Source organism: Kluyvera sichuanensis (assembly GCF_014218705.1).
GTDB classification, from domain to species: Bacteria; Pseudomonadota; Gammaproteobacteria; order Enterobacterales; family Enterobacteriaceae; genus Kluyvera; species Kluyvera sichuanensis.
Map to the genome: position 1 here is coordinate 30,665 of NZ_JABBJF010000030.1, position 17,044 is coordinate 47,708.

The 17,044-nt window shown below is 57.8% G+C and carries 13 protein-coding genes; 4 read left to right on the forward strand and 9 right to left on the reverse strand.

Annotated elements, in window-relative coordinates:
- Nucleotides 1–2: 2 nt before the first annotated feature.
- Nucleotides 3–1,472 (reverse strand): apiosidase-like domain-containing protein, encoded by a 1,470-nt coding sequence (locus tag HII27_RS22100; RefSeq protein ID WP_185669573.1) that lies wholly within the window; start codon nucleotides 1,470–1,472, stop codon nucleotides 3–5.
- 301 nt (nucleotides 1,473–1,773) lie between these two features.
- Between HII27_RS22100 and HII27_RS22105 the strand changes: the two genes are divergently transcribed.
- A complete protein-coding gene (locus HII27_RS22105; protein ID WP_185669574.1) occupies nucleotides 1,774–3,120 on the forward strand; it encodes a glycoside-pentoside-hexuronide (GPH):cation symporter in 1,347 nt (448 codons plus the stop codon).
- 67 nt (nucleotides 3,121–3,187) lie between these two features.
- On the opposite strand, the gene HII27_RS22110 is transcribed toward HII27_RS22105, so the two are convergent.
- The 8 genes from HII27_RS22110 to HII27_RS22145 all read right to left on the reverse strand — a co-directional run bounded on the left by HII27_RS22110 (nucleotide 3,188) and on the right by HII27_RS22145 (nucleotide 11,491).
- Entirely contained in the window at nucleotides 3,188–3,721 is a 534-nt protein-coding gene (locus tag HII27_RS22110; protein WP_185669575.1) for a GNAT family N-acetyltransferase, read from the reverse strand.
- Nucleotides 3,705–4,010, reverse strand: a complete 306-nt coding sequence (locus HII27_RS22115) for a type II toxin-antitoxin system TacA family antitoxin (RefSeq protein WP_185669576.1) — start codon at nucleotides 4,008–4,010, stop codon at nucleotides 3,705–3,707. The genes HII27_RS22110 and HII27_RS22115 overlap by 17 nt, the downstream gene beginning before the upstream one ends.
- Before the next feature lie 189 nt (nucleotides 4,011–4,199).
- Nucleotides 4,200–5,288, reverse strand: a complete 1,089-nt coding sequence (locus HII27_RS22120) for an ABC transporter permease (protein ID WP_185669577.1) — start codon at nucleotides 5,286–5,288, stop codon at nucleotides 4,200–4,202.
- 1 nt (nucleotide 5,289) lies between these two features.
- Nucleotides 5,290–6,816, reverse strand: coding sequence for a sugar ABC transporter ATP-binding protein (locus HII27_RS22125; RefSeq protein WP_185669595.1), 1,527 nt, complete (start codon nucleotides 6,814–6,816; stop codon nucleotides 5,290–5,292).
- Nucleotides 6,816–7,424, reverse strand: coding sequence for a DUF2291 family protein (locus HII27_RS22130; protein WP_185669578.1), 609 nt, complete (start codon nucleotides 7,422–7,424; stop codon nucleotides 6,816–6,818). The genes HII27_RS22125 and HII27_RS22130 overlap by 1 nt, the downstream gene beginning before the upstream one ends.
- 11 nt (nucleotides 7,425–7,435) lie before the next feature.
- Nucleotides 7,436–8,377 (reverse strand): D-ribose ABC transporter substrate-binding protein, encoded by a 942-nt coding sequence (locus tag HII27_RS22135; protein ID WP_185669579.1) that lies wholly within the window; start codon nucleotides 8,375–8,377, stop codon nucleotides 7,436–7,438.
- Between the two features lie 117 nt (nucleotides 8,378–8,494).
- Entirely contained in the window at nucleotides 8,495–9,154 is a 660-nt protein-coding gene (gene entD, locus HII27_RS22140) for an enterobactin synthase subunit EntD (protein WP_185669580.1), read from the reverse strand.
- A 51-nt stretch (nucleotides 9,155–9,205) separates the two neighbouring features.
- Entirely contained in the window at nucleotides 9,206–11,491 is a 2,286-nt protein-coding gene (locus tag HII27_RS22145; protein WP_185669581.1) for a TonB-dependent siderophore receptor, read from the reverse strand.
- A 195-nt stretch (nucleotides 11,492–11,686) separates the two neighbouring features.
- Here HII27_RS22145 and fes point away from each other — a divergent pair, with 195 nt between their 5' ends.
- Genes fes through entF form a run of 3 tightly spaced genes read left to right on the forward strand, consistent with a single transcriptional unit; the run spans nucleotide 11,687 to nucleotide 16,995 of the window.
- Nucleotides 11,687–12,901, forward strand: coding sequence for an enterochelin esterase (fes, locus tag HII27_RS22150; RefSeq protein WP_185669596.1), 1,215 nt, complete (start codon nucleotides 11,687–11,689; stop codon nucleotides 12,899–12,901).
- A gap of 15 nt (nucleotides 12,902–12,916) precedes the next feature.
- Nucleotides 12,917–13,135, forward strand: a complete 219-nt coding sequence (locus tag HII27_RS22155) for an MbtH family protein (RefSeq protein WP_185669582.1) — start codon at nucleotides 12,917–12,919, stop codon at nucleotides 13,133–13,135.
- Complete coding sequence (gene entF, locus HII27_RS22160; protein WP_185669583.1) at nucleotides 13,132–16,995, forward strand: enterobactin non-ribosomal peptide synthetase EntF; 3,864 nt, start codon at nucleotides 13,132–13,134, stop codon at nucleotides 16,993–16,995. Before HII27_RS22155 ends, entF begins: the two co-directional genes overlap by 4 nt.
- Nucleotides 16,996–17,044: the final 49 nt, after the last annotated feature.

Sequence of the window (17,044 nt, forward strand, 5' to 3'; positions counted from 1 at the left end):
AGTTATGCGCGCTGCAGGCGCAGCGCGATCCACGGTTTGCCCGGCAGTTCCAGTTTGTCACCGTGCTGGATAAGCCCTTCAACCGGGGTGATGGTCATCGCCCAGGTATCGATAATCTCCACTTTCCAGCGGCTGCCCTCTTCGAGCATGGTCATCATCTTGAAGCCGGGGCAGTACTCGCCAAAGTAGAACAGCGCGTAGTCGCTGCCGCTTAGCCCCATCGACGTATCCCAATGGCTGCCCCACGGCTGCGCGGTCAGGCGCTTCGGCTGACCGTCTTCCAGCAGTTGGCGCAGGAACGCAATGCGCGCCACGCTCTCTCCTTTGAGCTTGCCGCCGTGCGACCACCAGATAATCTCATCGTCGCTGAGGAAGGTTTCGCCGTGGGTCACGTAGCCGCCGAGGCAGACGCCGTGCCAGAACTGCGCCACCATTTTCTGCGCCGTAATGTTGCCCCAGCCGAGGTCGACGTTGCCCTCATAGCAGCACTCGTCAATCACAATGGGTTTCTTAAACGCCTCGCGCCATTCCGGGACAAAGTGCATATCGTGATGCTGAATGCTGGCGTGGGTGAGCGCGGGGTTGTGGTGATCGTACCAATGCGCGTTAGAACGATAGTGGATCGGCGGGTTATGCCAGTTGTGAATGGAGATCAAATGGCGGGACGGGTCTTCGCGCTGGATTTGCGCGATCGCTTCATCCCAGAAGGCCATCGTTTTCGCTTTCAGCAGATCGAACTCATTGGCGAGCGACCACCAGATATTTTTAAACGACGCCAGACGCGCCACCAGATAACGGATATAGCGGCGATCCACTTCGGCGGGCAGGGCAGAGAAGCCCCAGCGGTCATACGGATGGAAAATAATCAGATCGACTTCAATGCCCATCTCATCCAGGGTGGCTATCTGCTGTTCGAGCTGGTCGAAGAAGGCGACGTTAAAACGTTGGGTATCGAACCCAGACTCAATGTTGCCGGGGAAGGGGAAATGTTCTGGCTCGGCCAGATTGTAGCGATAGTGCTTCGGGAAGACGCACATGCGAATTTTATTGAACGGGCTGGCGGCAAGCGAGGCGTAAGTTTGCGCCTGCACGGCTTCGCTCTGGTAGTTCCAGACGTAGGCGGTTGTGCCAAACGGGTAGAACGGCGTGCCGTCGGCGCGGCAAAAATGTCCCTCGCCATCGCGCTGAACCGGGCCTTTTTCCTCAGGGGCTGCGTGACAGAAAAACGCGCCGCTCTGGCCGTGAAGCGTTGGAATATTTGACGCCAGGGTATAGCGCCATTCGCCCGGTTTGTCCGGCATAAAACGCAGAATAAACTCGCCGTTATCGTTGTAGAAGCCGTAGACCGTCTGCGCGAGTTCATCATGAATGAACGTGGCCGTAAGCCAGGAATCGGTAAAGTGACGCGGGTCGTCACTGACCTGTCCCACATATTCAAAACGCTGCCATTGCTTCACTTCACGTCTGGACATAGTTCGTTTCCTTATCGGTAAGAATATATATTCACATGTGATTATTTATACAATCACGATAAGGAAGTTACCGTTAACATTCTATGGCGATGTCGGTGATTTGCGTATTGGATCACAAAACCCTGCTGGAGTGCGCCGTTGCATCGCAGTTGCTACTCGAACGCGTAAAAAGGCGAATCGGGCTTTCTGTGATACTGGTAACAATGTGGCGTTTATTTTCTTGCCAGTGCGAATTGCTCGGGTTTAGGCTTTTGAATATAAATTTGATACTGAATATATATTCAATGAGCGAGGGTGAATTATGAATCAGCAAGACAAACTGACGATTAAAGAGAAAATATGCTACGGACTCGGCGACTCATCCGCGAATATCTTTTTAGGTATGACGATGATGTTTTTGCCCTATTTCTACACCGATGTGTTGGGCATTTCCGCCGCCGCAATGGGGGTGCTGTTTGTGGTTGCCCGTCTGGTGGATGCTTTTTACGATCCGTTTATCGGCAACGTCGCCGACCGAACGCGCTCGAAGCACGGCTCCTATCGTCCTTTCTTACTTTATCTGGCGCTGCCGTACGGCGTCTCCTGCCTGCTGGTGTTTCTGGCGCCTGACTTCTCGCCGACCGGCAAGCTGATTTATGCCACGGTGACCTATCTGTTCTTGATTCTGATGTACGCCTCCACGGTGGTACCGTACGTTGCACTGCTGACCTCGTTAACCTCCGACCCGATGGAGCGACTGAGCGCCAACTCCTGGCGCTTCCCGCTGGCGAAGATGGCCTTTTTGATTTGCTCTACCGTGGTGCCGATGTTCGTTGCCTGGTATGGCAAAACCAATGAGTCGCAGGCCTATATGGTTGCCATGAGCTTTATTGCGGTGCTGGCAACGGTGTTTATGCTGCTCTGCTTCTGGGGCACCAAAGAGCGTTATCAGGTGCAGCAGGCCAGCGCCAGTGTGCCGTTCACCAAACAGATTGGCATTATGCTCAAGGCCAAACCGGTGGTGATTTTCTACCTGTTCAAAATCACCAGCTCGATTGCGTTCGTGATTAAAGGCAGCGTGACCATTTACTTCGTGAAGTACTTCCTGAACCGTGGCGACAGCTTTGTCTCTGGCCTGCTGTCAGCGACGGCGATTGCCGGGATCATCGCGCCGATGATTGCCATCCAACTGATTAAGCGCGGCGTACTGTCAAAACTGGGGACGCTGAAAGTGGCGCAGGCGGGCGGCGGCCTGGCGGCGCTGGGGCTCTATTTTGTTGACCCGCAGCAGATATCCCTCGCCTGCGTGTTGCTGGTGGTGTCGGTGCTGCTGGCGGAACTGGGGGCGATTACTGCCTGGGCGCTGCCTTCCGACTGCGCGGACTACTGCGAAGCACGCTCTGGTGTCAAAATGTCCGGCGCTATCGCGGCGGGAACGCTGTTCTCCATGAAGGTTGGCCTGGCGCTGGCGGGCGGCCTGGTGGGCTTCGTGCTGGCGGCCAGCGGCTATAAAGCGGGTGAAGCGGTCTCGGCGGAGTCGATGAGCGCGATCATGTTCCTGATTGCCGGGGTGCCGGTTATCTTCCACGGCATCAGCCTGGTGCTGCTGATGATGTTCAAACTGACAAGCGAACAGGCCCGAGCCGTTGAGCAGCCTTCGCTGAACTAAGGGAATAAAATAGCAAACCATGCCGGGCGAATCATGCCCGGCTTTTGCCGTTCAGCGGGCGGCATGATTACGCGGCGAGGATATGCTGAATGCCGAGGAACATCGGCACGGCACCGAAGGCGTTAGCGGGCTCATCCAGTTCAGTAAAGCCAAGCCGTGCATAGAAGCCCACCGCCGCGGGGGCGGCATCCAGATAGATACCTTTAATCGGCAGCGCGTGGTGAATCACTTTAACCTGCTGGAAGAAGGCATACAGCAGGTCGAGCCCATAGCCTTTCTTTTGTTCGCTTTCAACAACCCCTAACATCACCAGACGCACCACGCCGATATCGTTTGGCAGCGAGCCGGCAAGGGCGCTGGAGAGCCTGCCTTTTGTCAGGGAGTAGGCGGTATAGGTGCAAATCCCCAGCAGCTCGCCGGACTCGCTATCTATTAACGCTTTGGCGGCGCAATTGCCTTCGCGGACATTTTTCTTCAGCGAATCCTGAACATATTTGTTGATGACGGGATCGCCGCAGTTGAACTGCTTCTGCTTAGGATATGAAATGTCTGCCTGATAGTGGCAGCACATCACCTGGCGTTCATTATTCTGCGCTTCCATTCTTTTTTCTCTGCATCAGTGCCTGCAATGCTGGCGTCGGCGCGGCGGGTTCGGCAAGCAGGGCGTTCATCTGCTTCCAGCTTTTGCTGGAGAGCTGACGCTGGCGCTGGTTATCCAGCACGCTTTCCGCTCTTTCCAGTGCGGCATTCAGAATAAATGCGCTTAAATCCAGTCCTGCTGCCGATGCGGCTTCTCGCAGCATCTCCTTTAAATCTGAGCTGGTTTTTAACTCCACTCGGGCGTTCTTTACGCCTTTAGCTTCCAGAGGGAAGCGTGCTGCCTTGTCCATACTAACCTCACGCGTGATTCACATTTCTGCTTTAACGTGACATTACGATCGGCATCGCAATTAATTTTCACGTACGGCTATTAGCCGGATAAATTTACTGTAGGCTTATTAAAAAATGAAGTCAAATGGTACGGCTAATAGCCGTACCATTTTGAAGGGGAGGGGGAGTGACGACCGGTTATCGCAGCTTTACTGATTCTCTATCATCGCCTTTTGCGCCACCACCGCTGCCTTTTGCTGCATACGGTTTTGCATCTGGTCGATAATCACCGCGACGATAATTACGATGCCTTTAATGACCATCTGCCAGAATTCGCTGACCCCCATCATCACCAGGCCGTCCGCCAGAAAACCGATGACGAAGGCGCCAATCAGCGTGCCGAGGATGGTGCCGCGCCCACCGGCCAGCGAGGTGCCGCCGAGCACCACGGCGGCAATGGCGTTCATCTCAAAAGCGGTGCCGTTCGCCGGGTGGCTTGCCAGAAGCTGCGCGGAGACCACAATGCCCGCAATTGCCGCGCAAAAGCCGGAGAGGGTATAGACCAGCACTTTAATCTGCTTCACCTTAACGCCCGACAGTTCGGCGGCCCGTTCGTTATCGCCGATGGCGTAGACGTGACGGCCAAACGGCAGGCGGCGCGCGATATAGGCAATCACCAGTGCCAGCACCACCATCAGCCAGATGGCCCAGGGAATGCCCAGCAGCGAACCGGCACCTATCTCATCAAAACCGGTATTGCCCAACTGCGGATTACCCGCCAGCCCCGGGAAGGTTTGCCCGTCCGAGGTGAGCATAGCCGCACCGCGCAGCACGTACATCGTACCAAGGGTGCAGATAAACGGTGCGACGTTATAGCGGGTGATAATCCAGCCGTTGACCGCGCCGATAAGCGCGCCAATCACCAGCACGATAGGCACGATAAGCCAGACGCTGGGGAAAATGGCGATGCCAAACATCGGCAGGACAATCCCTTTGGTGATAAGCCACCCGGCTATCATCCCACATAGCCCAAGCGTCGCGCCGATAGAGAGGTCAATGCCAGCGGTAATAATGACAAAGGTGATCCCCAGCGCCAGAAACGCGTTGATGGCAATATGCTTAATCATGATAACCATGCTGCCTGCGGACAAAAATCCGGGCACCATCACGGTGAAAAAGCCGACGATCAAGAACAGGGCGATAAAGGTGCGCAGCTTCAGCAGAAGCAGCAGGATATTTTCGCGGGACAGCGATGTCCCGCCGCGTTGGGTTAACGCGACTGATTGTGTCGTTTTCATACTAGAACCCCTGAGCACTTGCTGAAACCAGCGCGGACTCTTCCGCTCGTTCGCGAACGATATCGGCGGTCAGTTTGCCGCCGGACATCACCAGAATACGGTCGGAAACCGCCATAATTTCTTTTAAATCCGAGGTGGAAAACACCACGGCGATACCCTGTGAAGAGAGCTGAACCATCATGCGAAAGACATCGGCTTTGGCACCGATATCAATACCGCGCGTGGGTTCATCCAGAAACAGTACCTTTGGATTGGTGAGCAGCGAACGGCCTATCACCACCTTTTGCTGGTTGCCGCCGCTCAGCGCCTGGATCTCGACCTCCGGCGAGGAGACTTTGATCGACAGATTGCCGATGGTGCTGGCCACTACCGCCTCTTCTTCATTATTCGCGATGGTGAGACCGCGCCGCAGCCGTCGCCAGAGGCTGGCAATGGTCAGGTTATTTGCTACCGACGAGATGGGGAAAATCCCCGTGCGCTTGCGGTCTTCCGGCACCAGGCTCATCCCCATGCGGATGCGGTCGGCGGGCGTTAAGCGCTGTGGCACCGGCTTACTGTCCAGCCACAGTTTCCCCAGATAGTTACGTTCGGTGCCCAGCATGCATTCGAACAATTCGGTGCGCCCAGCTCCCATCAGCCCATAGATGCCGACTATCTCACCGGCATGGACCTTAAAGCAGACGTCGTTGACCACCGCGTTGCCCGCAGCGTTGATGCAGGTGATATTTTCCGCCTCCAGCAGCGGTGGGCCAAAGGTTCGCCCCGGTTCCAGGAAGTTACTGACCGGGTCGCTGCCGAGCATTTCACGGACAATCCACGGTACGTCGATATCGGCTACTCTGGCCTCGGACTGGAACCTGCCGTCGCGCAGGATAGTAATCATGTCGCCGATCGCCATCAGCTCTTCCAGCCGGTGCGAAATGTAGATGATCGAGACCCCTTGACGAGTCAGCTCACGGATCACGCGAAACAGAATCTCCACCTCGGTTTTGCTGAGCGCGGAGGTCGGTTCGTCGAGGATCAGAATGTCGGCATCTTCGGCCAGCGCTTTGGCTATCTCGATCAGCTGCTGTTGCCCGACCTTCAGGTTACCCACCAGCTCGCGCGGCGAGATCGGCTGATCGAGGCGTTTGAGCAGTTCGGCGGCGCGTTTTTCCTGCTCCGCCTCATTAATTGGCGCAACGCCTTTTTGCAGTTCGCGGCCAAGGAAAATGTTCTCCGCGACGCTCAGGTTTTCAAACAGATTCAGCTCCTGATGCACCATGCCGATCCCGTGGGCGGCGGCATCGCGCGTGTTAGCAAACTTCACCGGTTTGCCGTTGAGCTGCATCTCGCCAAGGCTCGGCTGCTGTACGCCAGCGAGGATCTTCATCAGCGTTGACTTCCCGGCGCCGTTCTCGCCAATGATGACGTTAACTTTGCCGCGCCAGACGTTGTAGTCCACGTTGTCGAGCGCGATGGTGCCGGGGAACAGCATCGAGATGCCGCGGGTGCGCAGAATAATGTCATCGGCACAATGTTCAGCCATCATGGCGCCTCCTGTTTCAGTTCTAACGCGGCGGCGTCCTGCGCCACGCCGTTAACCACGGTCACGGCAAACAGCAGAGTCACCGGTTTTCCTACCCAACTGTTGTCGAGTTTGGGCAGCGTTTTGACCGCTTCCCGGCTGTAGGCGCGGGAAAGCTGCGCGAACTGCACCTGGTTGGTGAAGTCGTCAAACTTAAAGCCGGTCGCGTCGCGGATGGCGTTGCCGCGCATCACCGGGCCGGTCTGAATGCTGAGCGGCTGGCCGTTAAGGGTTACCGTTAGCTTTTGCTCACGCTCATTGCTGATATCCACGGCGCTGACCTCGCTGGTCAGGCGCACGAAAACGCTCTGCGGCGTGCTGCCGGAGGTTTTGCGTAAATTCTCCAGCGCATTCGCGTCAAGGGCGTGCTGATGCGCGGCATCGATAACGCGGGGTTTCCAGGTCTGTTGCGCGATCTGCTGTGGGGTCAGGTTGTCGAAGCTGGCTTTGGCATTGGGGTCGGCAGGCAGAATCGGCTTGCCGTTTTCATCCAGATCCACCACGGTGCAGGCCGTCAGCAACAGAGCGGCGCAGCCCATCGCTACGGCGCTCCATTGTTTTAAGGACATAACGTACCGCCTTACTCGCTAAGGTTGAACATGTTGAGTTTGCTGGCGTTAGCCTCATCGATCAGAATGCAGTCCATCAGCTGCTTCTCATCTTTTTGCGCTTTGCCATTTTTCAGGAAGAAGTCGGCCTGTTCGACGGCCATTTGCGCCTGTTTCCAGCCAGGTTGCAGCACGGTGGCCTTGATATTGCCTTTGTTGATGATCGAGTCGCGGGTGTAATCGCTGCCGTCAAAGCCGACGACGATGACATCTTTTTTCCCCGCTGCTTTCAGCGCCGCTTCCGCGCCCAGCGCCATGGTGTCATTACCGGAGATCACGCCGACGATATCCGGGTTGGTTTGCAAAATAGCTTCCATGCGGGTGAAGGCTTCGGTCTGGCTCCAGTTGGCGGTTTGCTGCGCCACCATTTTCATGTCCGGGTAATCGTCCAGCACGTCGTGATAGCCCTGCGAACGGACGCTGGCGTTGGTGTCCGACTGGCGGCCCAGCAGTTCAACGTATTTGCCTTTGCCGTTAAGTAATTTGGCGAACTTCTCTGCGCCGAGCTGCGCGCCCTGATAGTTATTGGAGACAATCTGCGCGACGGCCACGCCGGTTTTATTAATCTCGCGGTCGATGAGGAAGGCCGGTACGCCTGCGGCTTTTGCCTTCTCCAGCGGCCCGACGGTGGCATCGGCTCCGGCGTTATCGAGGATAATGGCCTTTGCCTTACGCGCGATGGCGGTTTCAATCAGTTGGTTTTGCTTGTTGACGTCGTCGTCATGCGAGGCGATAAGCGTGGTATAGCCCAGCGCTTTTGCCTTTGCGGCGGCGCCGTCGGCTTCCGCTTTAAAGAACGGGTTGTCATGAGAGGGGGTGATGATGGCGATCAGGCCGTTATCGGCGGCGCACAGCGCGCCGGAGACAGCGATCGTTGAAGCAAACAGCACAGACTTGATAAGGGTAGCGTTCATCTCTTTCTCCACATTGAATATATATTCAATAATGATTTATTATTCAACTTAACGATAAAGCTGAGCGATGAAACTGTCTACGGTTTGCACAGCTAATTTCTTAAAAGGAGAAAAGGATCACGCTTCGTTGGCGGGGGTCGTACAGGTGATAATCCGGTCGTTTAGTTTTAACCAGTTGATTAAGATAAGTTTATTTTCAAGCTTCGGTGAGAAGCTGGCCGTCAGGCGCAGCGTCAGGGCGCTAGCGTTCATATTGGCGAGCTGCGCGCTGAAAAAACCGGGGAAATCCAACGCGTTGTGAGAAAAAGCCTTAAACACGCTCTCTTTTGCCGAGAACACGACGGTGAGGGCCAGCTCAAAAGTCAAATCACTACCAGCAATGACAAGGCGCTCTGCCGGGGTTATCACGCTGTTTTCCAGCTCCTGCGCCAGACGGCAATCGAAAAGCCGCTCAATATCCACCCCTACGGGTTCGTGGGAGACGACCGCCAGCGCGGTATTGCCGCAGTGGCTGATGCTACCAAACCACGGCGCGGGCCACAGCGGTTGGCCTCGGTCGCCGGGATGCGGTACGCGCTTTTCACCCACCTCTCGCAGCGCATGGACGGCGGCAATACGCCCCGCAAGGTGCTCGGCCTGACGCTTGTGTCCGTAGCGGTTGAGCAGTGCAGGATAGGGCAGCCAGAGAAGATCGGCTGGTCGCAGCGTCGTCGCATCAAAATCGACGCCGTGCAGGATGTGGTGAGGGAAGGCGAGTGGGTAATGAGTGGTGTGCATTCATCCTCCCGACGCCCTCTCGAAAGAGGGCGGGGGATAGTGAGTGAGCTATCAGAAGTGCGTGTTGATGCTCATGTACCAGGTACGGCCAGGCTCGTTGTAGGTGTAGGCACCTGCACCGGCCATGTAGTCACCGGTTTTGGTGTCGCTCACGGTCTGGGCGTTGCCTTCACGCCACAGGCGTTTGTCGAAGACGTTGTCCACGCCGCCGGTCAGACTGACGTTTTTGTTGACGTCCCATGTTGCGCTCAGACCCACAATGCTGTACGGGCTAACCTCAGTGGCGGAGGTGCCAGTAACCGGTTTGCCCTGGTAGTCATATTTCTTAGGCTGTTGTTTACCGTACCAGGTGAAGGTTGACTGCAGCGACACATCCTGACGAACCTGCCAGCTCAGGGTAGAGTTCAGCGTGTACTCTGGAATGATCGACAGACGTTCGCCGGTCTCTTTATTCTTACTTTGCAGCATATAGGTGATGTTGTTGGTCCAGCTCACCGTCTCGCTTACCGGAACGTTCAGCGTCCCTTCCAGCCCTTCAACCACCGCTTTAGGAATGTTTTCCCACTGGTAGATATCGGTGTAGGTGGTGGTTGTACCTTTGGTGATTGACGTTCTGCTTAGCGGCACGGTACCCGCTTCAATCTTGTTGCGGTAATCGTTACGGAACCAGGTCACGCCCGCAAGCCAACCGTCACGTTTGAATTCCAGACCAATCTCTTTGTTGATGCTGGTCTCGGCCTTCAGGTCATCATTGCCCATCATGTAACAGCCGATGCCGGTAGCTGCGCCAGTGGCGTAGCAGCCCTGGCCTTTGCTGTACAGAATGTAGTTCGGGTTGAGCTGATACAGGCTCGGGGCTTTATAAGCACGGGCAATGCCCATTTTCAGCGTGAAGTCATCGCCTAAGCCCTGAGACAGGTTCAGTGAAGGGCTCCAGTTGTCACCCACGACGCTATGGTGATCGAAGCGCAGCGCTGGGGTCAGCATGGTGCTGTCGGTGACTTCCATGTTGTTCTCAGCAAACAGCGAGAAGATCTCAGCCTGAGAATACGGGCTACGGTCGGTGCTGCTGTAGCCTGGAATATTACCGCCCATGAAGGTCTGCGTGTTGGAACTGGAGTCCTTCATACGCTGCTGGTTCCACTCGGTGCCCAGCGTCAGGTTCTGATTCACCACAAAATCGAACGGAATGTTGATTTCGCTGTGCAGCGTCACATCAGCCAGATCCGTATCGCTGAACTGGTTGCTGTTAAACAGCCCTTCCAGACCACCGGCCAGGCCTTCGCCAAGACGGGAGTTACGGGTATGTTCATACTGCGCCCAGTTGCTAGTGGTGATGCCGCTATCCCAGCCACCGTTCCAGGTCAGCGCATAGTTCTGGCGATACATACGGTTAGTTTCTTTCCCGTAGTATTTTTTCACCAAACCTTTGCCGCCCTTGCTGGTGTCGTTATCGTTGTTGGTGTTCTGAGTATCGCCCGCGTACAGGTTACCCTGACGGCTGTAGCCCGCTTCGAACTCCAGCGACTGCATTGGCGCGAAGTCCCAACGAACCTGACCGTTAATATCTTTATTCTCAACGCCTTCACGACCGGCTGGCATCGTATCTGCGTAAGCACCGGTACGCTCTGACTGGTGCCCATCGTTGATGTCCCAGGCATCGGCCTGGGTTTTATCCAGGTTACCGAAGAGACGGAAGCTGAAACCATCGCCCATCGGGCCGGTGAGGCTGAAGTTAGTGCGCTTGGTGGAACCTTCTTCTTTGTGTTCCGGTGCGTTGAAATAGGTGTTCCAGGAGCCGTGCCATTCATCACCACCTTTTTTGGTGATGATATTCACTACACCGCCCGCCGCACCGTTACCATAACGGGCAGCCGCGGGGCCACGCAGGACTTCAATGCGTTCAATCATCTCTGGCGGAACCCAGCCGGTATCACCGCGGGTATCACGCTCGCCGCGCCAGCCCTGACGCACCGAGTTACGGCTGGTAACCGGCTTGCCGTCGATCAGAATCAGGGTGTTTTCCGGGCCCATACCGCGAATATCGATCTGGCGGTTGTTACCGCGCTGGCCGCTGGTGGAGTTACCGGTCAGGTTAACGCCCGGCATGGTACGGATAATTTCAGAAACGTCGCGAGCCGGTGGGCGCTTACGAATTTCGTCGGCGGTGATGGTCGATACGCCCGGTGCCTGCAGATTCTGCTCGGCAGCGGTCACGACCATGGTTTCACCATCCACGTCTTTATTGCTGGTAGTCTCGGCGGCAAAAGCCGGCGATGCAACGCCATAAATACCCAGGTTGACCAGGAAGGCCAGGGATTTGATTTTATTATTCATTGTGTGTCCTGCTTTTCGTCGCCAACGTCCCGTCGTGATCCATTCCCAAAAGGGGAGACGCGGCAAGGTTGTATGCCAGAAGCATGAGAAAGTGCGCGGCAATACGCTATTGCAAATGCAAATAGTTATCAATAATATTATCAATAATTTTTTAGATGTAACAATAAATTCCACAATAAACATGGGGTTAACGTGGTGGAGAAGTTAACAACAGGAAGTGACGCGTGGTGGGATGCGATAAAAGGCCCGCAATATGAACGAGTTGGCGATAATTATCGCGTCACGTTCTGGTGGCGCGACCCCGCAGGCAGCGAGTATTCATCGCCCGTTCGCCGGGTGTGGATTTACATTACCGGCGTCACCGATCACCACCACAACTCTGCCCCGCAGACCCTCGAACGTATTCCTGATACCGACGTCTGGCGCTGGACAACCACGCTGCCATCCACCTGGCGCGGTAGCTACTGCTTTGCGCCGAGCGTGCGCGATGACGACTTTTCCCCCGAGCTGTTTACTGCCGCCGAGCCGGACCGCCAGCAGCTGCGCGAAGGCTGGCGCAAGCTGCTACCGAAGGCCATCTCCGACCCGCTGAACCCGCAAAGCTGGAAGGGCGGGCGCGGTCATGCGGTGTCCGCACTGGAAATGCCGCAGGCCCCGGAACAGCCCGGCTGGTCTGACCCAGCGACAGCCTGGCCCGAACCGCAGTGCATCACCTGGCGCAGCGAACGGCTGGGCAACCAGCGTCGGGTGTGGATTTTTACCACCGGCGACGTCAACGAGACCGACAGGCCGCTGGCGGTGCTACTCGACGGCCAGTTCTGGGCCGAAAGCATGCCGGTATGGCCCGCGTTAACCTCACTGACCACGGCAAAAAAACTGCCTCCCGCGGTCTATTTGCTGATTGACGTGATTGATAACGCGCACCGCAGCGTCGAACTGCCCTGCAATGCGGATTTCTGGCTGGCGGTGCAGCAGGAATTGCTGCCGCAGGTACAGGCCATCGCGCCTTTCAGCTCCCGCGCAGATCGGACGATAGTGGCCGGGCAGAGCTTCGGCGGCCTCTCCGCGCTGTACGCCGGGCTGCACTGGCCGGAACGCTTTGGCTGCGTGCTGAGCCAGTCGGGGTCGTACTGGTGGCCGCACCGAGGTGGGCAGCAGACCGGGGAAATTGTACAGCAGCTTGAAAGCGGTGAGTTGAACCCGCAGGGGCTGCGGATCGTGCTGGAAGCGGGCATCCGTGAACCGATAATTTTTCGCGCCAATCAGGCGCTTTTGGCGCAGTTACAGCGCACACAGCAGCCGATTTTCTGGCATCAGGTTGATGGCGGACATGATGCGCTTTGCTGGCGCGGCGGGCTAACCGCCGGGCTGATGACGCTCTGGAATAACCAGGCGGCAACGCGCGATTAACGACAGGAGTTTGGTATGCAAGTCAGTAACCCCTTCGACGTGGCGCAAGGGCAGTTTTACCTTCTGCAAAACCCTCACCAGCAGTTTAGCCTCTGGCCCCAGCAGTGTTCGCTGCCTGCGGGCTGGACGATGGTCTGCGAACCGCAGTCGCTTGAGGCGTGCAACGCCTGGCTCACCCAAAACTGGACGACGATTTATCCTGACCATTTCTCCGTCACCGGAGGCCGCCCATGAGCCCGCGTTTACCGCTGATTGCCGCCCAGCCTGGCATCTGGATGGCGGAAGCCCTGTCGACGCTGCCTAACGCCTGGAGCGTGGCGCACTACGTTGAGCTAAACGGGGAGATTAACGACGACCTGCTGGCGCGCGCTATCGTGATGGGGCTGAACCAGGCCGACACGCTGCGCATGTGCTTTAGCGAAGAGAACGGTGAAGTCTGGCAGTGGCTGGATGACAGTATGGCGATTGCCGAACCGGCATGCCACGACCTGCGCGGTGAGTCTGACCCGCAGCAGGCGGCGTTAGCTCTGATGCAGCATGATCTCTCGCAAAATAGCCGCGTCAATAGCGGCAACCCACTCTATTGCCATCAGCTTTTCCGCGTCGGCGACAACCGCTGGTTCTGGTATCAGCGCTATCACCATCTGCTGGTGGACGGCTTCAGCTTCCCGGCGATTACCCGCCAGATAAGCCTGATTTATCAGGCGTTAGTCGCGGGTGAGATGCTGCCGGAACCGGCATTCACGCCGTTTGCCGACGTGGTGGACGAATATCAACGCTACCGTGATAGCGAGGCGTTTCAGCGAGATAAAGCCTTTTGGGCCGAGCAACGCAAAGCGCTACCGTCTCCGGCCTCGCTCTCCTCGGCGCCGTTGCCGGGTCGCGCGCAAAGCACCGCTATCTGGCGTTTGAAGCTCACCGCCGACCGCCGGGCGTTTGCTCGACTAACCGCTTCAGCACCGCAATGCCAGCCCGCCGACCTTGCGCTGGCGCTGGTGGCGCTCTGGCTCGGCCGCCTGTGCGGGCGCAGCGACTACGCCGCCGGGTTTATCTTTATGCGCCGCATGGGCTCCGTGGCCCTGACGGCCACCGGCCCGGTGCTGAATGTGCTGCCGCTGGGTGTGACGCTGAACGGCCAGGAAACCTTGCCGGAACTGGCAACTCGCCTCTCCGGGCAGCTGAAAAAGATGCGTCGCCATCAGCGCTACGATGCGGAGCAGATTGTGCGTGATGCTGGAAAAGCGGCGGGCGATGAAGCGCTGTTTGGCCCGGTATTTAACGTCAAGATGTTTGATTATCGCCTCGGTTTCGCCGACGTTGAGGCGATAACACATACCCTAGCCACCGGCCCGGTAAACGACCTTGAGCTGGCGCTGTTCCCCGATGAAGAGGGCGGCCTGTCGCTGGAAATTCTGGCCAACCAGCAGCGTTATGATAAAGCGACGTTGCAGCAGAATATCGCTCGTTTAACCTCACTTTTGCAGCAGTTCGCCGATAATCCTGCACTGATGTGTGCCAATGCGGAACTGCTTTCGCCTGACGAATATCAGCGTCTGGCGCAGATCAACGCCACTGAAAAATCCCTGCCGCGGGCCACGCTCAGTTCGCTGGTGGCCGAGCAGGCGGCGAAAACGCCGGATGCCGTGGCGCTGGTGGATGCGAACTATCGTTTCACCTACCGCGAGATGCGCCAACAGGTGATCGCGCTGGCAAACGTGCTGCGCGAGCGCGGCGTGAAGCCCGGCGATAGCGTCGCCGTTGCGCTACCGCGTTCGGTGTTCCTGACGCTGGCGCTGCACGCCATCGTTGAGGCGGGTGCGGCCTGGCTGCCGCTGGATACCGGCTATCCGGACGACCGCCTGCAAATGATGCTGGAAGACGCGCGACCGACGCTGCTGATTACCGCGGCTGACCAGTTGCACCGTTTCCCCAATATCGACAGCCTGTGCCTGAGCGCACCGCTGGAGGTGGGTGACGACCAGCCGCTCGCGCTGGCAACGCCGGAACAGACGGCCTATATCATCTTCACCTCAGGCTCGACCGGCCGCCCGAAAGGGGTGATGGTCGGCCATGAGGCTATTGTTAACCGTCTGCTGTGGATGCAAGACCACTATCCGCTGACCGCCGATGACGTGGTGGCGCAGAAAACCCCGTGCAGTTTTGATGTCTCGGTATGGGAGTTCTGGTGGCCGTTTATTACCGGCGCAAGCCTGGTAATGGCCGAGCCGGAAGCGCACCGCGACCCGCTGGCGATGCAGCGCTTCTTTGCCGATTATGGCATCACCACCACCCACTTCGTGCCGTCGATGCTGGCGGCGTTTGTGGCCTCGCTGACGCCGGGAACCGTAGACAGTTGCTGCTCGCTACAGCGGGTGTTCTGCAGCGGTGAAGCGCTACCGACCGCGCTATGCCGTGAGTGGGAAGTGCTGACCCACGTGCCGCTGCACAATCTCTATGGGCCAACGGAAGCGGCGGTGGACGTGAGCTGGTACCCGGCCTACGGCGAAGCGCTGGCGGCGGTGTCCGGCAACAGCGTGCCGATTGGCTTCCCGGTGTGGAATACCGGCCTGCGTATCCTTGATGCCATGATGCGCCCGGTGCCGTTTGGCGTGGCGGGCGATCTCTACCTCACCGGCATTCAGCTGGCGCAGGGCTATCTGGGCAGACCGGATCTGACCGCCAGCCGTTTTATTGCCGACCCGTTTGCTCCCGGTGAACGCATGTACCGTACCGGTGACGTGGCGCGTTGGCTGGATAATGGTGCGGTAGAATATCTCGGTCGCAGCGACGATCAGCTCAAAATTCGCGGTCAGCGCATTGAGCTGGGTGAAATCGACCGGGTGATGCAAAGCCTGCCGGACGTGGAACAGGCGGTAACGCACGCCTGCGTGATCAACCAGGCGGCAGCCACCGGCGGCGATGCACGCCAATTGGTAGGCTATGTGGTGTCGGTTTCCGGCCTGCCGCTTGATACCGAATCCTTGTTGGCGCAGCTCCGCCAACAGTTGCCGCCACATATGGTGCCAGTGGTGCTGTTACAGCTGAGCGCACTGCCGCTGAGCGCCAACGGTAAACTGGATCGTAAAGCGCTGCCGCTGCCGTCGCTGACGCAGAAAACGAGCGGCCGCGAGCCGCAAACGGCAACCGAACTGCAGGTTACTTCGGCGTTCAGCCAACTGCTCGGCTGCGACATTCAGGACATCGACGCCGATTTCTTTGCCCTCGGCGGTCATTCGCTGCTCGCCATGCGCCTGGCAGCCATGCTGAGCCAGCAAACCGGGCGTAAAGTGACGCCGGGCCAGGTGATGGTGTCATCGACCGTCGGCCAGCTCAGTGCACTGCTGGAGAACAGCGACGACGAGCAGGCGCAGCGTCTGGGCTATGAGCCGCTGCTGCCGCTGCGCAACGGCGATGGCCCAACGCTGTTCTGCTTCCATCCGGCGTCTGGTTTTGCCTGGCAGTTCAGCGTGCTCTCGCGCTATCTGTCGCCGCGCTGGTCGATTACCGGCATTCAGTCTCCGCGACCGGAAGGGCCGATGCAGAGCGCCGCGACGCTGGACGAGGTGTGCGAACATCATCTGGCAACGCTGCTCGCCCAGCAACCGCACGGGCCGTATTACCTGCTCGGCTATTCGCTCGGCGGTACGCTGGCGCAGGGCATCGCGGCGCGTTTACGTCAGTGCGGTGAAACGGTGGCGTTCCTCGGTCTGCTGGATACCTGGCCACCGGAAACGCAGAACTGGGCGGAAAAAGAGGCGAACGGCCTCGATCCGGCAGTATTGGCGGAGATTGACCGCGAGCGTGAAGCGTTTATTGCCGCCCAGCAGGGGCAGGGCTCTAGCGAGTTGTTCAGCGCGATTGAAGGCAACTACGCCGACGCCGTGCGCCTGCTGACCACCGCGCATAGCGCGAGGTTCGATGGCAAAGCGACGCTGTTCGTTGCCGAGAAAACCCGTCAGGCGGATCCACAGGCGGCCTGGGGGCCGTGGGTGGGCGAGCTGGAGGTTTACCATCAGGATTGTGCTCACGTCGACATCATTACGCCTGCGGCGTTTGAGGCGATTGGACCGGTGATGCGGGAGATATTGGGGTAGGTTTCGTGCTTTCCCGGGCTACATTGGATTCGTAGCCCGGGCAAGCGTT

Coding starts and splice junctions, on each gene's coding strand:
- HII27_RS22100 (WP_185669573.1), bottom strand. CDS start 1,472: ATGTCCAGACGTGAAGTGAAGCAATGGCAGCGTTTTGAATATGTGGGA.
- HII27_RS22105 (WP_185669574.1), top strand. CDS start 1,774: ATGAATCAGCAAGACAAACTGACGATTAAAGAGAAAATATGCTACGGA.
- HII27_RS22110 (WP_185669575.1), bottom strand. CDS start 3,721: ATGGAAGCGCAGAATAATGAACGCCAGGTGATGTGCTGCCACTATCAG.
- HII27_RS22115 (WP_185669576.1), bottom strand. CDS start 4,010: ATGGACAAGGCAGCACGCTTCCCTCTGGAAGCTAAAGGCGTAAAGAAC.
- HII27_RS22120 (WP_185669577.1), bottom strand. CDS start 5,288: ATGAAAACGACACAATCAGTCGCGTTAACCCAACGCGGCGGGACATCG.
- HII27_RS22125 (WP_185669595.1), bottom strand. CDS start 6,816: ATGGCTGAACATTGTGCCGATGACATTATTCTGCGCACCCGCGGCATC.
- HII27_RS22130 (WP_185669578.1), bottom strand. CDS start 7,424: ATGTCCTTAAAACAATGGAGCGCCGTAGCGATGGGCTGCGCCGCTCTG.
- HII27_RS22135 (WP_185669579.1), bottom strand. CDS start 8,377: ATGAACGCTACCCTTATCAAGTCTGTGCTGTTTGCTTCAACGATCGCT.
- entD (WP_185669580.1), bottom strand. CDS start 9,154: ATGCACACCACTCATTACCCACTCGCCTTCCCTCACCACATCCTGCAC.
- HII27_RS22145 (WP_185669581.1), bottom strand. CDS start 11,491: ATGAATAATAAAATCAAATCCCTGGCCTTCCTGGTCAACCTGGGTATT.
- HII27_RS22155 (WP_185669582.1), top strand. CDS start 12,917: ATGCAAGTCAGTAACCCCTTCGACGTGGCGCAAGGGCAGTTTTACCTT.
- entF (WP_185669583.1), top strand. CDS start 13,132: ATGAGCCCGCGTTTACCGCTGATTGCCGCCCAGCCTGGCATCTGGATG.